This window comes from Streptomyces sp. GL_140, assembly GCF_057834465.1.
This window is the reverse complement of record NZ_CM174404.1, coordinates 7,140,879-7,157,381: the sequence shown is the minus strand read 5'-3', so window position 1 is coordinate 7,157,381 and position 16,503 is coordinate 7,140,879. Positions and strand designations below refer to the sequence as shown.

The 16,503-nt window shown below is 72.4% G+C and carries 15 protein-coding genes and 1 riboswitch; of the genes, 1 reads left to right on the top strand and 14 read right to left on the bottom strand.

The annotated features are described in order from the left end of the window. Window positions 1-49: 49 nt before the first annotated feature. The 9 genes from AC3IYJ_RS33305 to AC3IYJ_RS33265 all read right to left on the bottom strand — a co-directional run bounded on the left by AC3IYJ_RS33305 (window position 50) and on the right by AC3IYJ_RS33265 (window position 8,646). Entirely contained in the window at window positions 50-457 is a 408-nt protein-coding gene (locus tag AC3IYJ_RS33305; RefSeq protein WP_489398210.1) for an MmcQ/YjbR family DNA-binding protein, read from the bottom strand. Window positions 458-589: 132 nt separating this feature from the next. After that, window positions 590-1,168, bottom strand: a complete 579-nt coding sequence (locus AC3IYJ_RS33300; protein WP_489398209.1) for a GAF domain-containing protein — start codon at window positions 1,166-1,168, stop codon at window positions 590-592. Window positions 1,169-1,188: 20 nt separating this feature from the next. After that, a complete protein-coding gene (locus tag AC3IYJ_RS33295; protein WP_489398208.1) occupies window positions 1,189-1,809 on the bottom strand; it encodes a GTP-binding protein in 621 nt (206 codons plus the stop codon). After that, window positions 1,787-2,125 carry a DUF742 domain-containing protein gene (locus tag AC3IYJ_RS33290; RefSeq protein WP_489398207.1) on the bottom strand — a complete coding sequence of 113 codons (339 nt, stop codon included), beginning with the start codon at window positions 2,123-2,125 and terminating at the stop codon, window positions 1,787-1,789. The genes AC3IYJ_RS33295 and AC3IYJ_RS33290 overlap by 23 nt, the downstream gene beginning before the upstream one ends. A 95-nt stretch (window positions 2,126-2,220) precedes the next feature. Next, complete coding sequence (locus tag AC3IYJ_RS33285; protein ID WP_489398206.1) at window positions 2,221-2,649, bottom strand: roadblock/LC7 domain-containing protein; 429 nt, start codon at window positions 2,647-2,649, stop codon at window positions 2,221-2,223. Window positions 2,650-2,714: 65 nt separating this feature from the next. Next, complete coding sequence (locus AC3IYJ_RS33280; protein WP_489398205.1) at window positions 2,715-4,526, bottom strand: sensor histidine kinase; 1,812 nt, start codon at window positions 4,524-4,526, stop codon at window positions 2,715-2,717. A gap of 762 nt (window positions 4,527-5,288) precedes the next feature. Beyond that, window positions 5,289-6,500: an MBL fold metallo-hydrolase gene (locus tag AC3IYJ_RS33275; RefSeq protein WP_489398204.1), complete on the bottom strand. Its 1,212-nt coding sequence runs from the start codon at window positions 6,498-6,500 to the stop codon at window positions 5,289-5,291. A 141-nt stretch (window positions 6,501-6,641) separates the two neighbouring features. Beyond that, window positions 6,642-7,427, bottom strand: coding sequence for an SGNH/GDSL hydrolase family protein (locus tag AC3IYJ_RS33270; protein ID WP_489398203.1), 786 nt, complete (start codon window positions 7,425-7,427; stop codon window positions 6,642-6,644). A gap of 241 nt (window positions 7,428-7,668) precedes the next feature. Then, window positions 7,669-8,646: a LysM peptidoglycan-binding domain-containing M23 family metallopeptidase gene (locus tag AC3IYJ_RS33265; protein WP_489398202.1), complete on the bottom strand. Its 978-nt coding sequence runs from the start codon at window positions 8,644-8,646 to the stop codon at window positions 7,669-7,671. Between the two features lie 2 nt (window positions 8,647-8,648). After that, window positions 8,649-8,843: riboswitch (cyclic di-AMP (ydaO/yuaA leader) on the bottom strand. A gap of 314 nt (window positions 8,844-9,157) precedes the next feature. Here AC3IYJ_RS33265 and AC3IYJ_RS33260 point away from each other — a divergent pair. Further along, window positions 9,158-9,964, top strand: coding sequence for a tyrosine-protein phosphatase (locus AC3IYJ_RS33260; protein ID WP_489398201.1), 807 nt, complete (start codon window positions 9,158-9,160; stop codon window positions 9,962-9,964). A gap of 68 nt (window positions 9,965-10,032) precedes the next feature. On the opposite strand, the gene AC3IYJ_RS33255 is transcribed toward AC3IYJ_RS33260, so the two are convergent. The 5 genes from AC3IYJ_RS33255 to AC3IYJ_RS33235 form a co-directional block, all read right to left on the bottom strand. After that, complete coding sequence (locus tag AC3IYJ_RS33255; protein WP_489398200.1) at window positions 10,033-11,457, bottom strand: aspartate aminotransferase family protein; 1,425 nt, start codon at window positions 11,455-11,457, stop codon at window positions 10,033-10,035. Further along, on the bottom strand, window positions 11,454-12,482 hold the full coding sequence (gene hpnH / locus AC3IYJ_RS33250; protein WP_489398199.1) for an adenosyl-hopene transferase HpnH: 1,029 nt from the start codon (window positions 12,480-12,482) through the stop codon (window positions 11,454-11,456). Before hpnH ends, AC3IYJ_RS33255 begins: the two co-directional genes overlap by 4 nt. 5 nt (window positions 12,483-12,487) lie before the next feature. Continuing rightward, on the bottom strand, window positions 12,488-13,186 hold the full coding sequence (locus tag AC3IYJ_RS33245; RefSeq protein ID WP_489398198.1) for a phosphorylase family protein: 699 nt from the start codon (window positions 13,184-13,186) through the stop codon (window positions 12,488-12,490). After that, on the bottom strand, window positions 13,186-15,195 hold the full coding sequence (gene shc, locus AC3IYJ_RS33240) for a squalene--hopene cyclase (protein ID WP_489398197.1): 2,010 nt from the start codon (window positions 15,193-15,195) through the stop codon (window positions 13,186-13,188). Before shc ends, AC3IYJ_RS33245 begins: the two co-directional genes overlap by 1 nt. 125 nt (window positions 15,196-15,320) lie before the next feature. Further along, a complete protein-coding gene (locus AC3IYJ_RS33235; protein ID WP_489398196.1) occupies window positions 15,321-16,415 on the bottom strand; it encodes a polyprenyl synthetase family protein in 1,095 nt (364 codons plus the stop codon). Window positions 16,416-16,503: the final 88 nt, after the last annotated feature.

The following is a 16,503-nucleotide window of genomic DNA, read 5'->3' as shown; positions in this document are numbered from 1 at the left end:
GAGGCAGGGGCGGCAGGCGGCGAAGGGCCCCGCGTCGCCGCCCGCCCGCCTACTCCCCTACCGGGCCGCCTTCCGCCGCGACCGCGCCCGAGACCAGTTCGGGGTGGGACGCGGCGAGGCGCTTCGGGGCTGCCTGGAGCCAGGAATCCGTGAGGATCGAGCGGAGCTCCCGGACGTTCTCCACGGCTGCGAGGCGGACCCGGACCCAGGCATAATTGTCATCGTGGCCCGGCCGTATGAAGAACTTCTCCGGCTCCGCCTCGATCAGTTCGGCCCGGTCCTCCTTGGGGCACTTCACCCCGATCGAAGTGTCGTCGTCGGCCAGCGAGACGAAGATCTTCCCGCTCTTCCCCTCCTTGCCCCCGACCCGGAAGGTCGGCATGCCCCAGGCGAGCTTCTCACTGCTGCCCGGAAGCGACAGTGCGATCGTCCGGACATCGTGCGCCGTCGTGGCCATCCCCGCGACTCCTCTCCAGTCCTCTCCAGCCCCTGGTGATCCCTCGCCTTCGACGGTAGCCCCCGCCACTGACAACGGCCCGGCGCCCGCGCGGCGCCGCGCTCGTCCGCGCCGCTCTTGCCCGCGCCGCCCTCACCCGCACCGGTCCCCCCGGCGCCCCTCCTCCCCCGCCCGGCCGTCCTCCCGCGCCTGCACGAGCTCCACCAGCTCCGCGGCCAGCGCCTTCACCGTCGCCAGCCCCGCCAGCCCCCACCGCCTCGGCACCACGTCCACCGCGCACACCGTGCCCAGGACGATCCCGCGCCGGTCGATCAGCGGCGCACCCACGTAGGAGCGGATCCCGCTCTCGTCCACGACCGCGTTGCCCGCGAAGCGCGCGAAGTCCCGTACGTCCTCCAGCACGAGGCCCCGGCGCCGCACCACCACGTGCGGGCAGTAGCCGCGGTCGCGGGTGAGCACCCGCGCCGGGTAGCCGCTCGCCGGGGCGTCCGCCGCGTGGTGCAGTCCGGCAAAGAACTGCCGTTCCTCGTCGATGAAGTTGATCCCGGCGTACGGGGCCGCCAGCGCGTCCGTGACCCGCCGGGCGAAGGCGTCCAGTTCGCCGTCCGGCCGCTCCCCCAGCCCCAGTTCGCGCAGCCGGACCACGCGCGCGGGTGCCTCCCGGTCCACCGGTGTGAGCAGCAGGTGCCCGGTCGATTCGTAGTAGGTCATGGTGTCTCCCCCGAATCCCGTTACTCCGAATATTTCAAATGCTTCGAATCGCTTGAAAGGTTCGAATCGCTGGACAGCAGGTGGTGGACCAGCGCGGCCAGCGCCCCCGTGCCGGAGCCCGGCAGCCGCGCGTCGCACCGTACGACGGGCACGTCCGGCCCGAGCCCCACCGCTTCCCGTACCTCGTCGGCGGCGTAGCGGTGGCCGCCGTCGAACTCGTTCACGGCGACGATGAAGCCGATCCCGCGCCGCTCGAAGAAGTCCACGGCGGGGAAGCAGTCGGCGAGGCGGCGCGTATCGGCGAGCACCACCGCGCCCAGTGCGCCCGCGCACAGCTCCTCCCACAGGAACCAGAAGCGCTGCTGGCCGGGCGTGCCGAAGAGGTACAGGACGTGCCGTTCGTCCAGGGTGATCCGGCCGAAGTCCAGGGCCACGGTCGTCGACGTCTTCGCCTCGATCCCGTCCAGCGGATCGGCGGCCTCGCTCAGCCCGCTCAGCAGCTCCTCCGTGCTCAGCGGCTCGATCTCGCTCACCGCGCCCACAAAGGTGGTCTTGCCCGCCCCGAACCCGCCCGCGACCAGGATCTTCAAGGTCGCGGGGAGCCCGTGGGCGGCCGGCTCAAAGCCTTTTGCGCAGGCCATCGAGCACCGCCCGGAGCAGGGACTGGTCATCGGCGGCGAACGAGCCGCCGGTCGGGAAGCGCGGCGCCCGCACCGTCACGGCCCCGTGTTCCATCAGGTCGGACAGGAGCACCTTGACCACCACGGCGGGCAGTCGCAGGTGCCCCGCCACTTCTGCGACGGTGACGGCGGCCGCGCCGGCGCACAGTCGGAGCGCGAGCGCGTGTTCGGCGCCGAGCGGTGCGCGCGGGCGTACGCCCGTCGCCGTCACCAGCGAGAGGAGGTCGAGGGCGATCGCCGCCCGCGTCCGCCCGCCGCTCGCCGTGTAGGGGCGCATCACCCGTCCCGCCGAATCGTCCAGCCACGGACTGTCACGCGGCGCCCCCGATGCCGTGGCCTCCTTCGTCCCGGTCCCCCTCGTCCCGGTCCTCATCACTCCGCGTCGGCGGTGAGCCGCCTCGGCGGCGCCGCCAGGTACGGGCGCACGCTCTTGACCAGCATGGCCATTTCGTAGCCGAGCACTCCGGCGTCGGCCTCCCGGGCCGCCAGTACCGCCAGGCAGGTGCCGGATCCCGCCGCCGAGACGAAGACGAGGGCGGTGTCGAGCTCCACCACCACCTGCCGGACCTCGGCGCCGTCCGCGAACCGGGATCCGGCGCTGCGGCCCAGCGAGTACAGCCCGGAGGCGAGCGCCGCCAGGTGGTCGGCGCTGTCCGCGTCGAGCCCGTGCACACAGGTGACGAGCCCGTCCGCGGTCAGCAGCACCGCGCTGCGCGTGTACGGAACCCGTTGGACCAGGCCGCTGAGCAGCCAGTCGAGGTCCGAGAGCCGACTGGTCTTGGTCGCCACTTCGCCGCCCATGGGGATGCGCTCCTTAACTGACGTGTGAGTCGGGTGGATTGAGCGAGTCGAGTCGGATGCCGGGGTCACGTCCGGTTCTCCGACTGGGCGAGACCGAAGCCCCGTTGGAAGGCGGCCATCAAACCGGGGTCGTGCACGGGCTGTTCCACTCCGGACCCCTCGGACGGTCTGGCTACGGGCGCCTCGCGCAGCTGGGGCGCGACGTGGTGCTGGGCCCGCCGCCGCGGCAACGGCGGCCGCTCCCCGCCGACCCGGGCGGCCGGCACGGAGGGCTGCGCGGGGGCGGGCGCGGTGACCTCGGGGGCGCTCGGCTCAGGGGCGACCGAGGCCGCCGGGAACACGGCCGGGGCCCGCTCGGCGAGGGTCTCCTCGGCCGGTTCCGCGGGCCCGCCGGTCGCCCGGGGCACCGTACGGGGCTTCGCGCCGACCACGTCAACGGCCCATCCGGGTGCGGCCGACGGGACGGGCCGGGACGCGGAGACGGGCTGGGGCGCCGGGCCCGTCCGGGGCCCGGAAACGGGCTGGGACGCGGAGACGGGCTGGGGCGCGGAGACGGGGGACGGCTCCGGCCTGGGCAGGCCCACCCGTACCGGCTCCAGCGGCGGCGGCCCGTCCGCCCCCTCACCGGATCCCCACGAGGTGGCCCGCGAGCCGCCCAGCGCGTCGGCGGCGCTCGGGACCTCCGCCCCCAGGAGCTCCTGCGGCAGGACCAGGACGGCCAGCACCCCGCCGTAGATGTTGGACTTGAGCTCCACGGCGATCCCGTGCCGCCGCGCCAGCGCCGATACGACGAACAGGCCGATCCGGCCGTCCGCCAGCAGGTGCCGGACGCTGATCTGGTCGGGGTCGCCGAGCAGCGCGTTCATCCGGTGGGCTTCCTCGGGGGGCATGCCGAGGCCCCGGTCCTCCACCTCGACCGCGATGCCGGCGGTGACCCGCTCCGCGCGCACCACGACGTCGGTGTCCGGGGCGGAGAACACGGTGGCGTTCTCGACGAGTTCGGCGAGCAGGTGCACGACGTCGGCGACGGCGTGGCCGCGTACGGTGCCGCCCGCCGGGGGCACCACCTTGACCCGGGTGTACTGCTCGACCTCCGCGACCGAAGAGCGCAGTACCTCGCTCAGGTCGATGGGCCGGGTCCACTGGCGGCGCGAGGCTGCGCCGCCGAGCACGGCGAGGTTCTCGGCGTGCCGTCGGATCCGGGTGGCGAGGTGGTCGACGTGGAAGAGCTCCTTGAGCAGGTCCGGGTCCTCGACCGTGTCCTCCAGGTCGTCCAGCAGCGAGATCTCGCGGTGGACGAGGGACTGGAGGCGGCGCGCGAGGTTGACGAAGACCTCGACCTTGCGGTCGCTGTCCGACGGGGCGACCGGGCCGCCGAGGCGGACCAGGGTCGCGTGGGCCTGTTCGCGGGCTCCGCGCAGCTCCTGGGCGAGCAGCCAGAACTCGTCCACGCGCGCCGTGTCGCCGCCCAGCCCCGAGCCGCCAGGCCCACCGCGCACCGGGCGGGCGGGCAGCTCTCCGCGCTCCAGCCGCTCGGCGGCCGTACGCAGCTCCTGGCGCCCGCGGACGCTGGAGCGGCGCAGGGCCTCGCAGCGGTCGCGGACGGAGTTGGCCGCGCGCTGCGCGCCGAGCAGGGCGGCGGCGAGTGCACCGACGACGAGCAGGGCGCAGCCGGTGAGCACCGGCCAGAGCCTGTCGTCGCGGGCACCCGCGCCACCGCCGAGCTGGAGCGTGAAGATCACCGCGGCCGCACCGCTGAGCCCGGCGGCGAGCGTGGGCAGCACGGCGGAGCGGACCAGCTGAGGGCGTATCTGCCGACCGGGACCGGTGACGGCGTGTCTCGACGGGGCGTGGCGGGCGGCGCGGAGTCCGGACATCTGCGTCCTCGGTCAGTGGGGCCCGGCCCCGGGCGTCCCGGGATCCGGTGTTGATCACCGGATACCCACGCTAGACCGCACGATCCCGCCCCTGACGCCCAGTTGGGGAACTTGCCCCGGGTGCTTCCCGCTCCCGATGGAGCGCTCGTACGCAAGCCCGAATGCGCCGTGGGCGCACACGCCAGTCCCCCAAAGGGGCGCATATCTCCCCACCCAACCCCCACAAAGCCAGGCCCCTCACCCACCCCACCCACCCCGAAAGCCACAACCACGGCCTCCGGCCGACAACGGGGTCGATCCGGTCGCTCGCGCCCCGGGGGCACACCCTTGACCGGAGCCACGGCCTGGCCGAGACCGAAGTCCGGCGGACGGCACGGAGGCACGGGCGCAGCCCGGAACGGGTCCAGCTCAGCCCCAGCCCGGCATCCTGAGCACAGCCCGGAACGGGGGCACAGCCCCGAAGCGAGTCCCGGCGCACAGCCCCGGTGGGCGCACAGCCCGAGGGCGGGTCCGGGCACAGCCCGGGTCCAAGAACGGGTCGGGGCCGGGGCGCAGCCCCAAGCAGGCCCGGGCGCAGCCCCAAGCAGGCCCGGGCGCAGCCCGAGGGCGGGCCCGGACGAAGCCCGAAGCAGGCCCGGGCGCAGCCCGGTTTCGGGAAGGGGCGGGGTGGGGGAAAGCTCCGCGCAGCGGCCCCGGCTCCGGACCGGGAACCGGACCCGGCCGCCCCAACCAGACGGCGGCCCCGGCCCGCCCCCGCACCCCCTACGAACCCACCGCCTCCGGCTCCTCGCGGCCCGCCGACGGGGCGACCGTCTTCGGGGGCTCCGCCGCAGGAACGGAAACGGGCTCAATCGCAGACGCCGGCCCGACCGCCACGAACGGCCGCCACCAGGCCCCGGCCGGCGCATCCGCCGCGCCCGGCTCGAACGGCTGCCCCGGCACCGGCAGGGCGATCGCCGCCCCGACCCCTTCGGCCGCGGCCACCGTGCCCTCGCCCGGCTCGTCCCACGGATGCGGGGCCAGGTTGAAGGTGCCCCAGTGGATCGGCAGCATCGTGCCGTGCGGCACCCCGCCCTGGAGGTCGAGGTGGGCGCGCATGCCCTCCTCGGGGGTCATGTGGATGTCGGGCCAGTACTCCGAGTAGGCCCCGATCTGGATCATCGTGGCGTCGAACGGGCCGTGAGCGGCGCCGATCTCCTTGAAGCCGGGGAAGTACCCCGTGTCCCCGCTGTGGAAGACCCGGTGCTCGTCGCCCGCGACGACCCAGGAGGCCCACAGGGTGAACTGCTGGTTGCGCAGGCCGCGCCCGCAGAAGTGCCGGGCCGGGGTGGCCGTCAGCGAGAGCCCGGCGACCTTGGTGGTCTCGTTCCAGTCGAGCTCGCGCACCCGGTCGGCCGGGACGCCCCAGCGCTCCAGGTGGGCTCCGACGCCGAGCGGGACCGCGAAGACCGTGTTCGTGTCGGCCAGTTCCTTGATCGTCGGCAGGTCGAGGTGGTCGTAGTGGTCGTGCGAGATCACCACGACGTCGACCTCGCCCAGCGAGGCCAGCGGGACCGGAACCGGGTGCAGCCGCTTGGGGCCGGCGAAAGGGAAGGGTGAGCACCGGTCGCCCCAGACCGGGTCGAACAGCACCCGGCGCCCGTCGATCTCGGCGAGCACGCTGGAGTGCCCCATCCAGGTCAGCCGCAAGCCGCTGACCGGCGGCTTCGCCAGCTCGGCGAGCGTCGTCGGGTAGACCGGGATGGGCGCGCCGGGGTTCCGCCGGAGCCGCTGCTCCTTGTGGAAGTAGATCTTGGCGAACTCCGACATCGAGCCGGAGGGCCTGGTCCGGGCGCCGACGGGATTCTGGAACACGCCGTCGGCGAAGTTCGGCGAGCTCCGGATCCGGTCCAGCCGGGCACCGGACGGGTCGGCGCCGAAGGCTTCGGGTCGCAGGGCGCGCAACCGCGGACGCAAGGGACGGGAGCCGGTCAAGGCGCCTCCTGGGAGGGGTGGGGACAAGACGTTCTCATGGCTTACCACCATCCCAACGCACGGCACTGCCGAAGGATTCCATTTGGCGCTCCCGAACGCCCCCCACCCGCCCGCGCACCCGCGCCCGTACCCGTGCCGTACCTACAACGGCAGCAGGTCCGGTCGCTTCGGCTCCACGTGGTCCCCGGAGGACTCCCCGCGCAGCCGTCGCCCGATCCACGGGACCAGGTACTCGCGCGCCCACTGGATGTTGTCGCGGGTCACGTCCACCGAGCCGCGCGGCCGCATCGGCGGCCACGGCTGGTCCGGGTCGGCCGGGGTGTCCAGGCCCAGCACCTGGGCGGCGCGCAGGGCGACCCGCGTGTGCCCCTCGGGCGAGAGGTGCAGCCGGTCCTCGTCCCAGGCCCGCCGGTCCTGTACGGACTTCAGGGACCAGAGGTCGAGCACGGGGCACTCGTACCGGTCGGCGATGGAGCGCACGTGCGCGCTGTACGTCGCGATCTTGCCCCGCATGTGCTTGAGGACCGGCACGTCCCGCGTGTCGAACCCGGTGGTGATCATGACCTGGCCGACCGATCCGGTGAGGTCGGCGACCGCCGCCTCGAACCGCTGGGCCACGTCGTCCGGGTCGCTGCCGGGCCGGATGATGTCGTTGCCGCCCGCGCAGAAGGTCACCAGGTCCGGCGCGAGCTCCTTGGCCCGGGGGACCTGCTCGGCCACGATCTGGTCCAGGAGGCGGCCCCGGACGGCCAGGTTCGCGTACCGGAAGTCGTGCTCTTCGCGCTGATCGGCCAGGAGTACGGCCAGCCGGTCCGCCCAGCCGAGAAACGTTTCCCCGGGTCCCGGGTCCCCGACGCCTTCGGTGAAGCTGTCCCCGATCGCCGCGTACGAGCCGATGGTCTTGAGTGTCGTCGTCGTCGCTGCCACGGGACCACATCCTTCACCCCTGCGCACGACCTACGCGACCGTAGCCAAGGTTTGACGGACCGTGATCTTTGCCACCCGTCGCACGAGGAATAGGCGGGAGGGGCGACGAACCGACCGGGACGCACATACGGCCGGGCCCCCCTCGGGTCCCGGCCGCACGCACGTTCCCGGTCCGCACCGGCCGGCAGCTGCTCTCAACCGCTCGCAACCGCTCGCCCGCCGCCGGAGCCGACGGTCGGACTCAGATGCTGACGCCCTTCGACCGCAGGTAGGCCAGCGGGTCGATGTCCGAGCCGTACGAGGGCCCCGTGCGGATCTCGAAGTGGAGGTGCGGGCCGGTCACGTTGCCGGTGGCGCCGGAGAGACCGATGCGCTGCCCGGCGGTGACGCTCTGGCCGACCGAGACGGACAGCTGGGAGAGGTGGCCGTACTGGCTGTACTTGCCGTCCGCGTGGCGGATGACCACCTCGTTGCCGTACGCACCGCCCCAGCCGGCCGAGACGACCGTGCCCGCGCCGACGGCCTTGACGGTGGTGCCGGTGCTCGCGATGAAGTCCACACCCGTGTGGTAGCCGCTGGACCACATGGAGCCGGCGGCCTTGTACGGGGTGGAGGTGCCGCCGCCGACCGGGGCGACGAACCCGGCGGAGGCCGGAGCGGCCTGCTGCTTGACGGGGGCCGCCTTGGGGGCGGGCGCGGCCGGGGCCTCGGCCGCCGACCCGTCGGCGGAGCCTTCGTCGGAGGAGTCACCCGACGGGGAGTCCGAGGTGTCGTCCGACGAGGCGTCAGCCGAGGCCTGGGAGGGCTTCTCGGCCGGCTGCGCCGCGCCCGTGGCACCGAGCGTCAGCTTCAGGCCCGGGTGGATCAGCGAGGGGTTGGAGCCCACGGCCTCGCGGTTGTCCGCGTAGAGCCGCTCCCAGCCACCGGTGAGGTGCTCACGCTCGGCGATCTTGGAGAGGTAGTCCCCCGGCACGACCGTGTAGACGGTGGGGGCGGCCTGCGCCGCGGTCGGCGCGGCCTGGAGGGCGGCCGGAACCTGGGCGACCCGTGCCGCCTGGACCGGCACGGCGGCGGGCGCCGCGGCCGGGACGCCGGCCGCGTGGGCGCCGGCGGCACCGAGCAGCGGGAGCGCGAGGGCCGCGCCACCGGTGCCCGCAACGGCGAAACCGCGGGATATCGAGCGGGACTTCGGGCGGCGGTGCTTACCCGTTGCGGTCATGGCGAATTCCTCTCCGACGCCTGCGAGGTGAGCTGTCGGGTTCGGACGGGAGATGTCCGGCCATATCCGCGCCGGCGAACGGCGCATGTACGACTTCACCCCGAGCTGTCCCGTTGTAAAGATCCGATACGGATCGGGAACAGCGGCTTACCTGGTTCCCCCGCTCCTGCCACGCGCTGAATAGTCGGGTGCGGTTGCCGGACGGCGGCAGGATTAGGCGGTCCGTCCGGATCGATCGCGAACGTAATCGAGTCCGGCCGCACAGAACAAGTCACGAATTCCCTGAATGATTCTCAGGAATGCCTGCCAGCCGGAATTCCGGTCACCCTGTGTCCATTCCCGGCCTTCAACGGCCGCCCCGACAAGGCAATTCGACATTGATGATCAGGCACTCACGGTCACCGTATGATCTGGCTCACGGGGAGGTGTCCGATCTCGCCTGTCGCTATGGCAAGTTGTTCCCAAGTAGCGTAATTCGGACACTCTCGACGACCACACAGAGGAGCCCCCTGTGACCCAGCGGATACCCCAGAGCCCGCAGACGGAGCCGGAACTGACCGGCGTGCGCAACTTCCGTGACGTGGGCGGGCTGCCGACCACCGACGGCCGGAAGGTCAAGTCGGGACGACTGTTCCGAAGCGGACATCTCGCACATGCCACTGAAACTGACGCGGAGTTCCTCGAATCGCTCGGTCTGCACACCGTCTTCGACTTCCGCAACGGCGCCGACCACGCGCTGGAGGGCGCGGACGTCGAGCTGTCCGGCGTGCGCAACGTGAACATCCCGCTGTCGGACCCGGCCGACGGGCGGGAGTTCTGGAAGATGGTGCGCGACGGGGAGGTCGGCCAGCTCCACGAGGTCCTGGGGGACGGCAGGGCCGCCGAGCGGATGACCAATTCCTACCGCGGGATCATCAGGACCCGCACCGCCGAGCACAGCCGGGTGCTGCACGCCCTCGCCGAGGACAGCGTCCCGGCCCTCATGCACTGCGCGGCCGGCAAGGACCGGGCCGGCCTGTCGATCGCCGTCACCCTGCTCGCGCTGGGCGTCGAGCGGGAGGCGATCGTCGCCGACTACCTGGAGTCGAACGCCCCGCACAACCGCTACCGGGTCCGCCGGAGCAGTGACGCGGCCCAGGCCCGCACCCCCGAGGTGATGGAGCTGCTCGCCCCGCTCTTCGACGCCCGCGCCCAGTACCTGACCGCGGCCTTCGAGACCATCGACGAGCAGTGGGGCGGGGTGGAGCGCTACCTCGCCGAGGGCCTCGGGCTCACGCCCGAGACCCTCGAACGGCTCCGCGACCGGCTGCTGGACTGACGCCCCGCGAGGCAGGCCGCCGCCCCGTCAGCCGGTTCACCAGGTCACCGGATCACCGGTAAGCCGGCTCACCGGTTCGCGACGGCCTGCTTCACCAGCGTCCGGCCGAAGTCCCACATCAGCGCGCCGCCGCCGTGCGCCTCGTCCATGACCTCCCGGAAGGCCCCGACGAACCGCTCCACGTCCGCCTCGTCCACGACCAGCGGCGGAATGAGCTTGATCACTTCCAGGTGGTCCCCGGACACCTGCGTGAGGATCCGGTGCTTCTGCAGCAGCGGCACCACGACCATCTGCGCGAACAGCCCCTTGCGGGCCGCCTGCAGCATGGTCCACCGGCTCCGCAGCCCCAGCGAGGAGGGCCGGCCGAACTCGATGCCGATCATCAGCCCGCGCCCCCGTACCTCGTGGAGCAGTTCGTACTCGTCCACGAGCGCGGCGAGGCGGCCGCGCAGCAGGTCGCCCATGGCGCGGGCGTTGGCCACCACCCCCTCGTCCTCCATGACCGAGAGCACCGCGAGCCCGGCCGCCATCGCCTGCGCGTTGGAACCGAAGCTCGCGGAGTGCACGAGCACCCGGTCCATGGAGGAGTAGACGCGCTTGAAGATCCAGTCCTTGCCCAGGGTGGCGCCGACCGGTACGTAGCCTCCGCTGAGCGCCTTGGCCACGCACACCAGGTCCGGTTCCACTCCGGCCTCGTGCTGGTAGGCGTAGAACTCCCCGGTGCGTCCGAGGCCCGTCTGGACCTCGTCCGCGATCAGCAGGGCCTTGTGCCGGCGCAGCAGCTCCTGTGCGGCGAGCAGGAACCCGGGCGGGGCGGCGAGCACCCCCTTGCCCTGGATCGGCTCGACCACGAAGGCCGCCACGTCCCCCTTGCCCAGTTCCCGCTCCAGGGCTGCCAGGTCACCGAGGGCGATCCTGGTGTCGGGCAGCAGCGGGGCGAAGCCCTCCCGGAAGCCGCCCTCGCCGTTCACCGACAGCGCGCCGGCGGTGAGCCCGTGGAAGGCGTGGTCGCAGTAGAGGATCCTGGGCCGCCCGGTGGCGTACCGGGCGAACTTCAGGGCGGTCTCCACCGCCTCGGTGCCGCTGTTGCCGAAGAACACCCGGTCCAGGTGCGGGCTGTACGAGAGCAGCTTCTCCGCCAGCAGCCCGGGGAGCGGCTGGCAGTCGAAGCGGGTGAGGTCGGCGAGCTGGGCGTCCAGGACGTCGTGCAGGGCCTGTCTGACCACCGGGTGGTGGCGGCCCAGGCCCATCACCCCGAACCCGGCGAGCATGTCGAGGTAGTCGTTGCCCTCGGCGTCCCAGAAGTGGGCTCCCTCGGCACGCTCGTAGACCTTGTCGAAGCCGATGGTGTGCAGCATCCGGGGCAGTTGGTGATTGAGGTGACGGGCGTGCAGTTCGTACCGTTCCCCGCCGCGCTCGGCCAGCAGCGCGCCGAGGTCGAAGCCCCCGGCCCGGTCCACCCGGCCGCCCTCCCCCGCCCGGTCCCCGCTCATGCCGAGGTGCCCCGGCCGCCCACCGTCTCCCGCGCCGCGCGCAGCGACTCCTTCAGAGAGCCCATGGTGGCGAGGACCGCCGTGGGCTCGTACCCGCAGTGCGCCATGCAGTTCGCGCAGCGCGGGTCCTTTCCGCGGCCGTACTTGCTCCAGTCCGTGTCCTCGATGAGTTCCCGGTACGTGGGTACGTATCCGTCGCTCATCAGATAGCAGGGGCGCTGCCAGCCGAAGAGGGAGTAATTCGGAATGGCCCATGCGGTGCAGGGGAAATCGGCCTTGCCTTCCAGGAAGTCCAGGAAGAGCGGGGAGTGGTTGAGCCGCCAGCGGCGCCGGTTTCCGCCCGCGAAGGCCTTCTTGAAGAGTTCGCGGGTCTGTTCGACGCCCAGGAAGTGCTCTTGGTCGGGGGCCTTCTCGTAGGCATAGGCGGGCGAGATCATCATTTCGTCGACCTGGAGGTCGTCATTGAGGTAGTTGAGGACCTCGATGATGGTCTGCGGGGTATCGGTGTTGAAGAAGGTGGAGTTGGTGGTCACCCGGAACCCGCGCTTCTTCGCCTCCTTGATGGCCGCGACCGCCTCGTCGAAGACGCCTTCCTTGGCCACGGACTCGTCGTGGCGCTCGCGCAGTCCGTCGATGTGCACGGCGAAGGCGAAGTAGGGGGACGGGGTGAACTTCTCGATCTTCTTGCGGAGCAGCATCGCGTTGGTGCAAAGGAAGACATACTTCCGCTTCGCCACGAGCTGGCGCACGATCTCGTCGATCTGCGGGTGCATCAACGGTTCGCCGCCGGCGATGGACACCATCGGCGCGCCGGACTCCAGCACGGCGCCGACGGCCTGGGCCACGGGCATGCGCTGCTTGAGCACCCCGGCCGGGTGCTGGATCTTTCCACATCCCTCGCAGGCCAGATTGCAGGCGTAGAGCGGTTCCAGCTCGACGATCAGCGGGAACTTCTCACGCTTGCGGAGCTTCTGTTCGAGCAGGTACGTCCCGACCCTGATGGTCTGTCGCAGTGGCATGGCCATCTGGCTCACCTCCTGGGGAGCAGCAAAGAACGGTGCCAGTCATAAAACGCAGGCAGTACGGCACGCAGTACGCGAAAGGCTGATATTCCTCCGCGAACAGTGCCAATACGGATGAGCTCATGCTCCGGAGCGTCCACGATCACCCGTACGGCCGCAACCGGACGGTCCGCGCCGGGTCCGGCGGGTCCGTCTGGGCCGTCGGGCCCGGCGGGTCCTTGCCGGGCCGCGGTCCACAGGGTGGCCGCCGATTCCATGTCGACCCCGATGGCGCCGGTGGCGCGCAGTTCCGCGCGCTCCCGGCCCCGGACGACGTGGTCGGATCCGGTCAGTGCACCGAGGTGTACGGTCCGGCCGGGTACGGCCCGGGCCAGCGCCTCGGCGAGCAGGGCGGTACCGGCGCAGGCGACCGTGCCGCGCGGGTCCCGGGTCTCCTCGGCGACGATCAGGTCGCCGGGGCTCATGCCGGGCAGCAGCCCGGCGCAGAATCCGGTGGCGAGCACCGCGGCCCCGCGCAGCGCCGGCTCGGCCAGGGCGCGGCCGACGGCGCGTTCGGCCGCGCGGGGGCCCATGCCGGTGCGCAGGACCTCGTAGAGCTCGGGCGCGCCCACCACGCTACCGCTGCGCAGGGCCGCCCGCTCGATGCGCAGCGCACAGGCGACGAGCAGCGGGGGCGGGCCGGTGGCGGCTTCGCGGTCCGGGCGCATCAGGCCCCCTCGCCGGCCGGGAACACGCCCGGGTCCGCGTACCGGCCGTCCGGGCCGAAGGGCTCCCCGTAAAGGTAGCGGCCGAGCGCCGTCAGCGGGAACACCTGGCGGTAGAGGTGGTAGTTGATGGAGAAGTCCCAGGGGAATCCGGTCCCGGTGAAGTACGGCTCGTCCCAGGTGCCGTCCGCGAGCTGGGTCCCGACCAGGTACGCGATCCCCCGCCGGACCGCGTCCCCCTCGCGCTCCCCCGCCGACAGGAGTGCCATCAGGGCCCACGCCGTCTGCGAGGCCGTCGAGGGGCCCTTCCCGGCCCAGGACGGGTCCTTGTAGGAACGCTGGTCCTCGCCCCACCCACCGTCCTCGTTCTGTACGGATTCCAGCCAGCGCACGGCCCGCCGGATCGCGGGGTGCGAGGGGGCGAACCCGGCGGCGGTCAGGGCCGGGACCACCGAGCCGGTCCCGTAGACGTAGTTGGTGCCCCAGCGGCCGAACCAGCCGCCGTCCGGCTCCTGTTCCGCGAGCAGCCAGGCGATCCCGCGCCGGGTGCGGGCATCGCCCGCCTTGCCCTCGACGGCGAGCATCTCGACGACGTGGGCGGTGACGTCCGCCGAGGGCGGGTCGATCACCTCGCCGAAGTCGCAGAAGGGCAGCTTGTTGGGCAGGGAGCTGGTGTTGTCGGCGTCGAAGGCTCCCCAGGCGCCGTTCTTCGACTGCATGCCGAGGTTCCAGGACACCCCGCGGGCGATGGCGGCTTCGAGGCGCGCCGGGTCGGGGTGTTTGACGCGGCGCAGCGCGAGGACCACCTCGGCCGTGTCGTCGATGTCGGGGTAGTTGTCGTTGTGGAACTCGAACGCCCAGCCTCCCGGGGCCAGTCCGGGGCGGCGCACGGCCCAGTCCCCGCTGCGCACGATCTCCTCGCCGAGCATCCAGTCGGCGGCCTTGACCAGCGCCGGGTGGTCGGGGCTCAGTCCGGCGTCGGCCAGCGCGATGGCGGCCAGACAGGTGTCCCACACCGGGGACTGGCAGGCCTCGATCATCCGGGCCCCGTCGGCGCGCCAGACCGCAAACCGGTCCAGGGACTCCAGCCCGGCCCGCATCACCGGATGGCGCATGTCGTAGCCGAGCAGGTGCAGGGCGATGACGGAGTACACGGCGGGCGGCTGGATCCCTCCCCAGCAGCCGTCGTTCTCCTGGCGCTCCACGATCCAGCGGCCGGCACTGACCATGGCCGCCTTGCGCAGGCGGCGCGGGGCGAACCGGCGGTAGACGTGCAGGGCCTTGTCCATCCGCTGGAATGCGCCACCCCAACTCGCCAGCGGGGCCAGCCTCTTGACCGGGTTCGGGTTCCGCGCATCGGTGTGCAGCTCGTCCAGCGCGAAGGGGGCCGGGCGGACCGGGCGCAGCGCGGAGACCACGGTGAGCGGGACGATGGTCTGCCGGGCCCAGCAGCCGAAGTCGTAGATGTTCAGCGGCACCCAGGGCGGCAGGAAGACCAGTTCGGGCGGGAGTTCGGGCAGGTGGTCCCAGTTCCACCAGCCGAACAGCGCGAGCCAGATGCGGGTGAAGACCCGGGCGCCGGCGATTCCCCCGTGGGCCCGGATCCACGCGGAGGCGCGGGCCATGTGCGGGGCGTCGGGGGCGTCCCCGGCGAGGCGCAGGGCCACGTAGGCCTCGATGGTGGCGGAGAGGTCGGCGGGGCCGCCGTGGAAGGTGGCCCAGGTTCCGTCGCTCTGCTGCTCGCCGCGGATGAACAGTCCGGCGGCGTGCGTGGTGGCCTCGTCCCGGATTCCGAGGAACTGCCGCAGCAGCAGGTCCTCCGCGTCCATGGTGACGTTGGTCTCCAGGTCGCCCTTCCACCAGCCTGCCTCGTCCTGCCGGTCGAGCAGGTTGCGCACCGCCCTCGCCGTCGCCTCGTGCGCGTCGCGCAACGGGCCCGGCGGGGCCTCCGCCTGTGTGGCACTCTGCGATGCGGCTGCGGTGGGGCCGCCGCCGTCGGTCGTCGCTGTCATGGCTTCCCCTTTGTGTGCAGTGTCCTCTGCTGTCCTCCGCTGTACTGGGGGTTGCCGTCGGCCGGTACTACGGGCAGGCAGTACCGGCCGGCGACTGGCGAGTCATATGCGCGTACGGGTGGCGATCACCTCTTGCGCACGACGACGAAGTCGGCGAGTGCGACGAGCTGGTCGCGCACCTTCTGGTCCATGTCCACGTCGTCGAGCGCCTTGATCGCGACCGCGTGCTGGCGGCGCGCCTCGTCGGCGGTCCACTGGCGGCCGCCGGCCGCCTCGATGAGCGCCGCGCGGGCGGCGAACTCCTCTTCCGAGAAGTTCTCGAAGTCGTTGCTCTTGGCGTCGGCGGCGAGCAGTTCGGCGAGCTCTTCGCAGGCCGGTCCGCCGGCCGCGAGGGCGGCGACGACGGGCAGGGACTTCTTGCGCTGGCGCAGGTCGCTCCAGGTCTGCTTGCCGGTGGACTCCGGGTCGCCCCAGATGCCGAGGAGGTCGTCGACGGCCTGGAAGGCCAGGCCGAGGTGGTAGCCGTACTCCTCCAGCTTGTCGGCCGTACGGTCGTCCGCGCCGCCGAGCACGGCGCCGATGGAGACCGCGCAGGCGAGCAGGGCGCCGGTCTTGTTGCCCTCCATCTCCAGGCATTCCTCGACGCTGACGCTCTCGCGGTGCTCGTAGGAGATGTCCTGGGCCTGGCCGTCGATGAGCTTGCGGCTGGCGGTGGTCAGGCGGCGCGCGGCGCGCCCGGCCTCGACCGTGCCGAGCTCCAGGAGCACCTCGTTGGCCAGGGCGAACAGCGCGTCGCCGACCAGGATCGCGAGGGCCGGTCCGTGGACCTTCCACACGGTGTCGCGGTGGCGGCGCTGCTCGTCGCCGTCCATCAGGTCGTCGTGGAGCAGCGAGAAGTTGTGTACGAGCTCGACCGCGACGGCTCCCGGGATGCCCACCTCGGCCGCGGCCCCCGCGGCCTCGGCGGAGAGCAGGGCGAGGGCGGGGCGGACGGCTTTGCCGCCGTCGCCGTCCGCCGGGTTTCCGTGGGCGTCGATCCAGCCGAAGTGGTAGGCGGCGACGGTGTCCATGGGCGCGGCGAGCCGGTCCACGGCGGCGCGGAGCACGGGCGTCGAGAGCGTACGGCCGCGTTCGAGGAGGGCGAGCGTGTCCGCCTTCTCCCCGCCGACCGGGCCCGCACTGGCGTCCGTGTTCTCGACGGCCGGATTCCCCGGGTTCACTGGCTCTCCTCTGGTTCCTGTACGTACTGCGGTGCTTGGTGCTGCGGTGCCGGTACCCGTGGTGCCGGTAACGGTGGTGCCGGTGGTG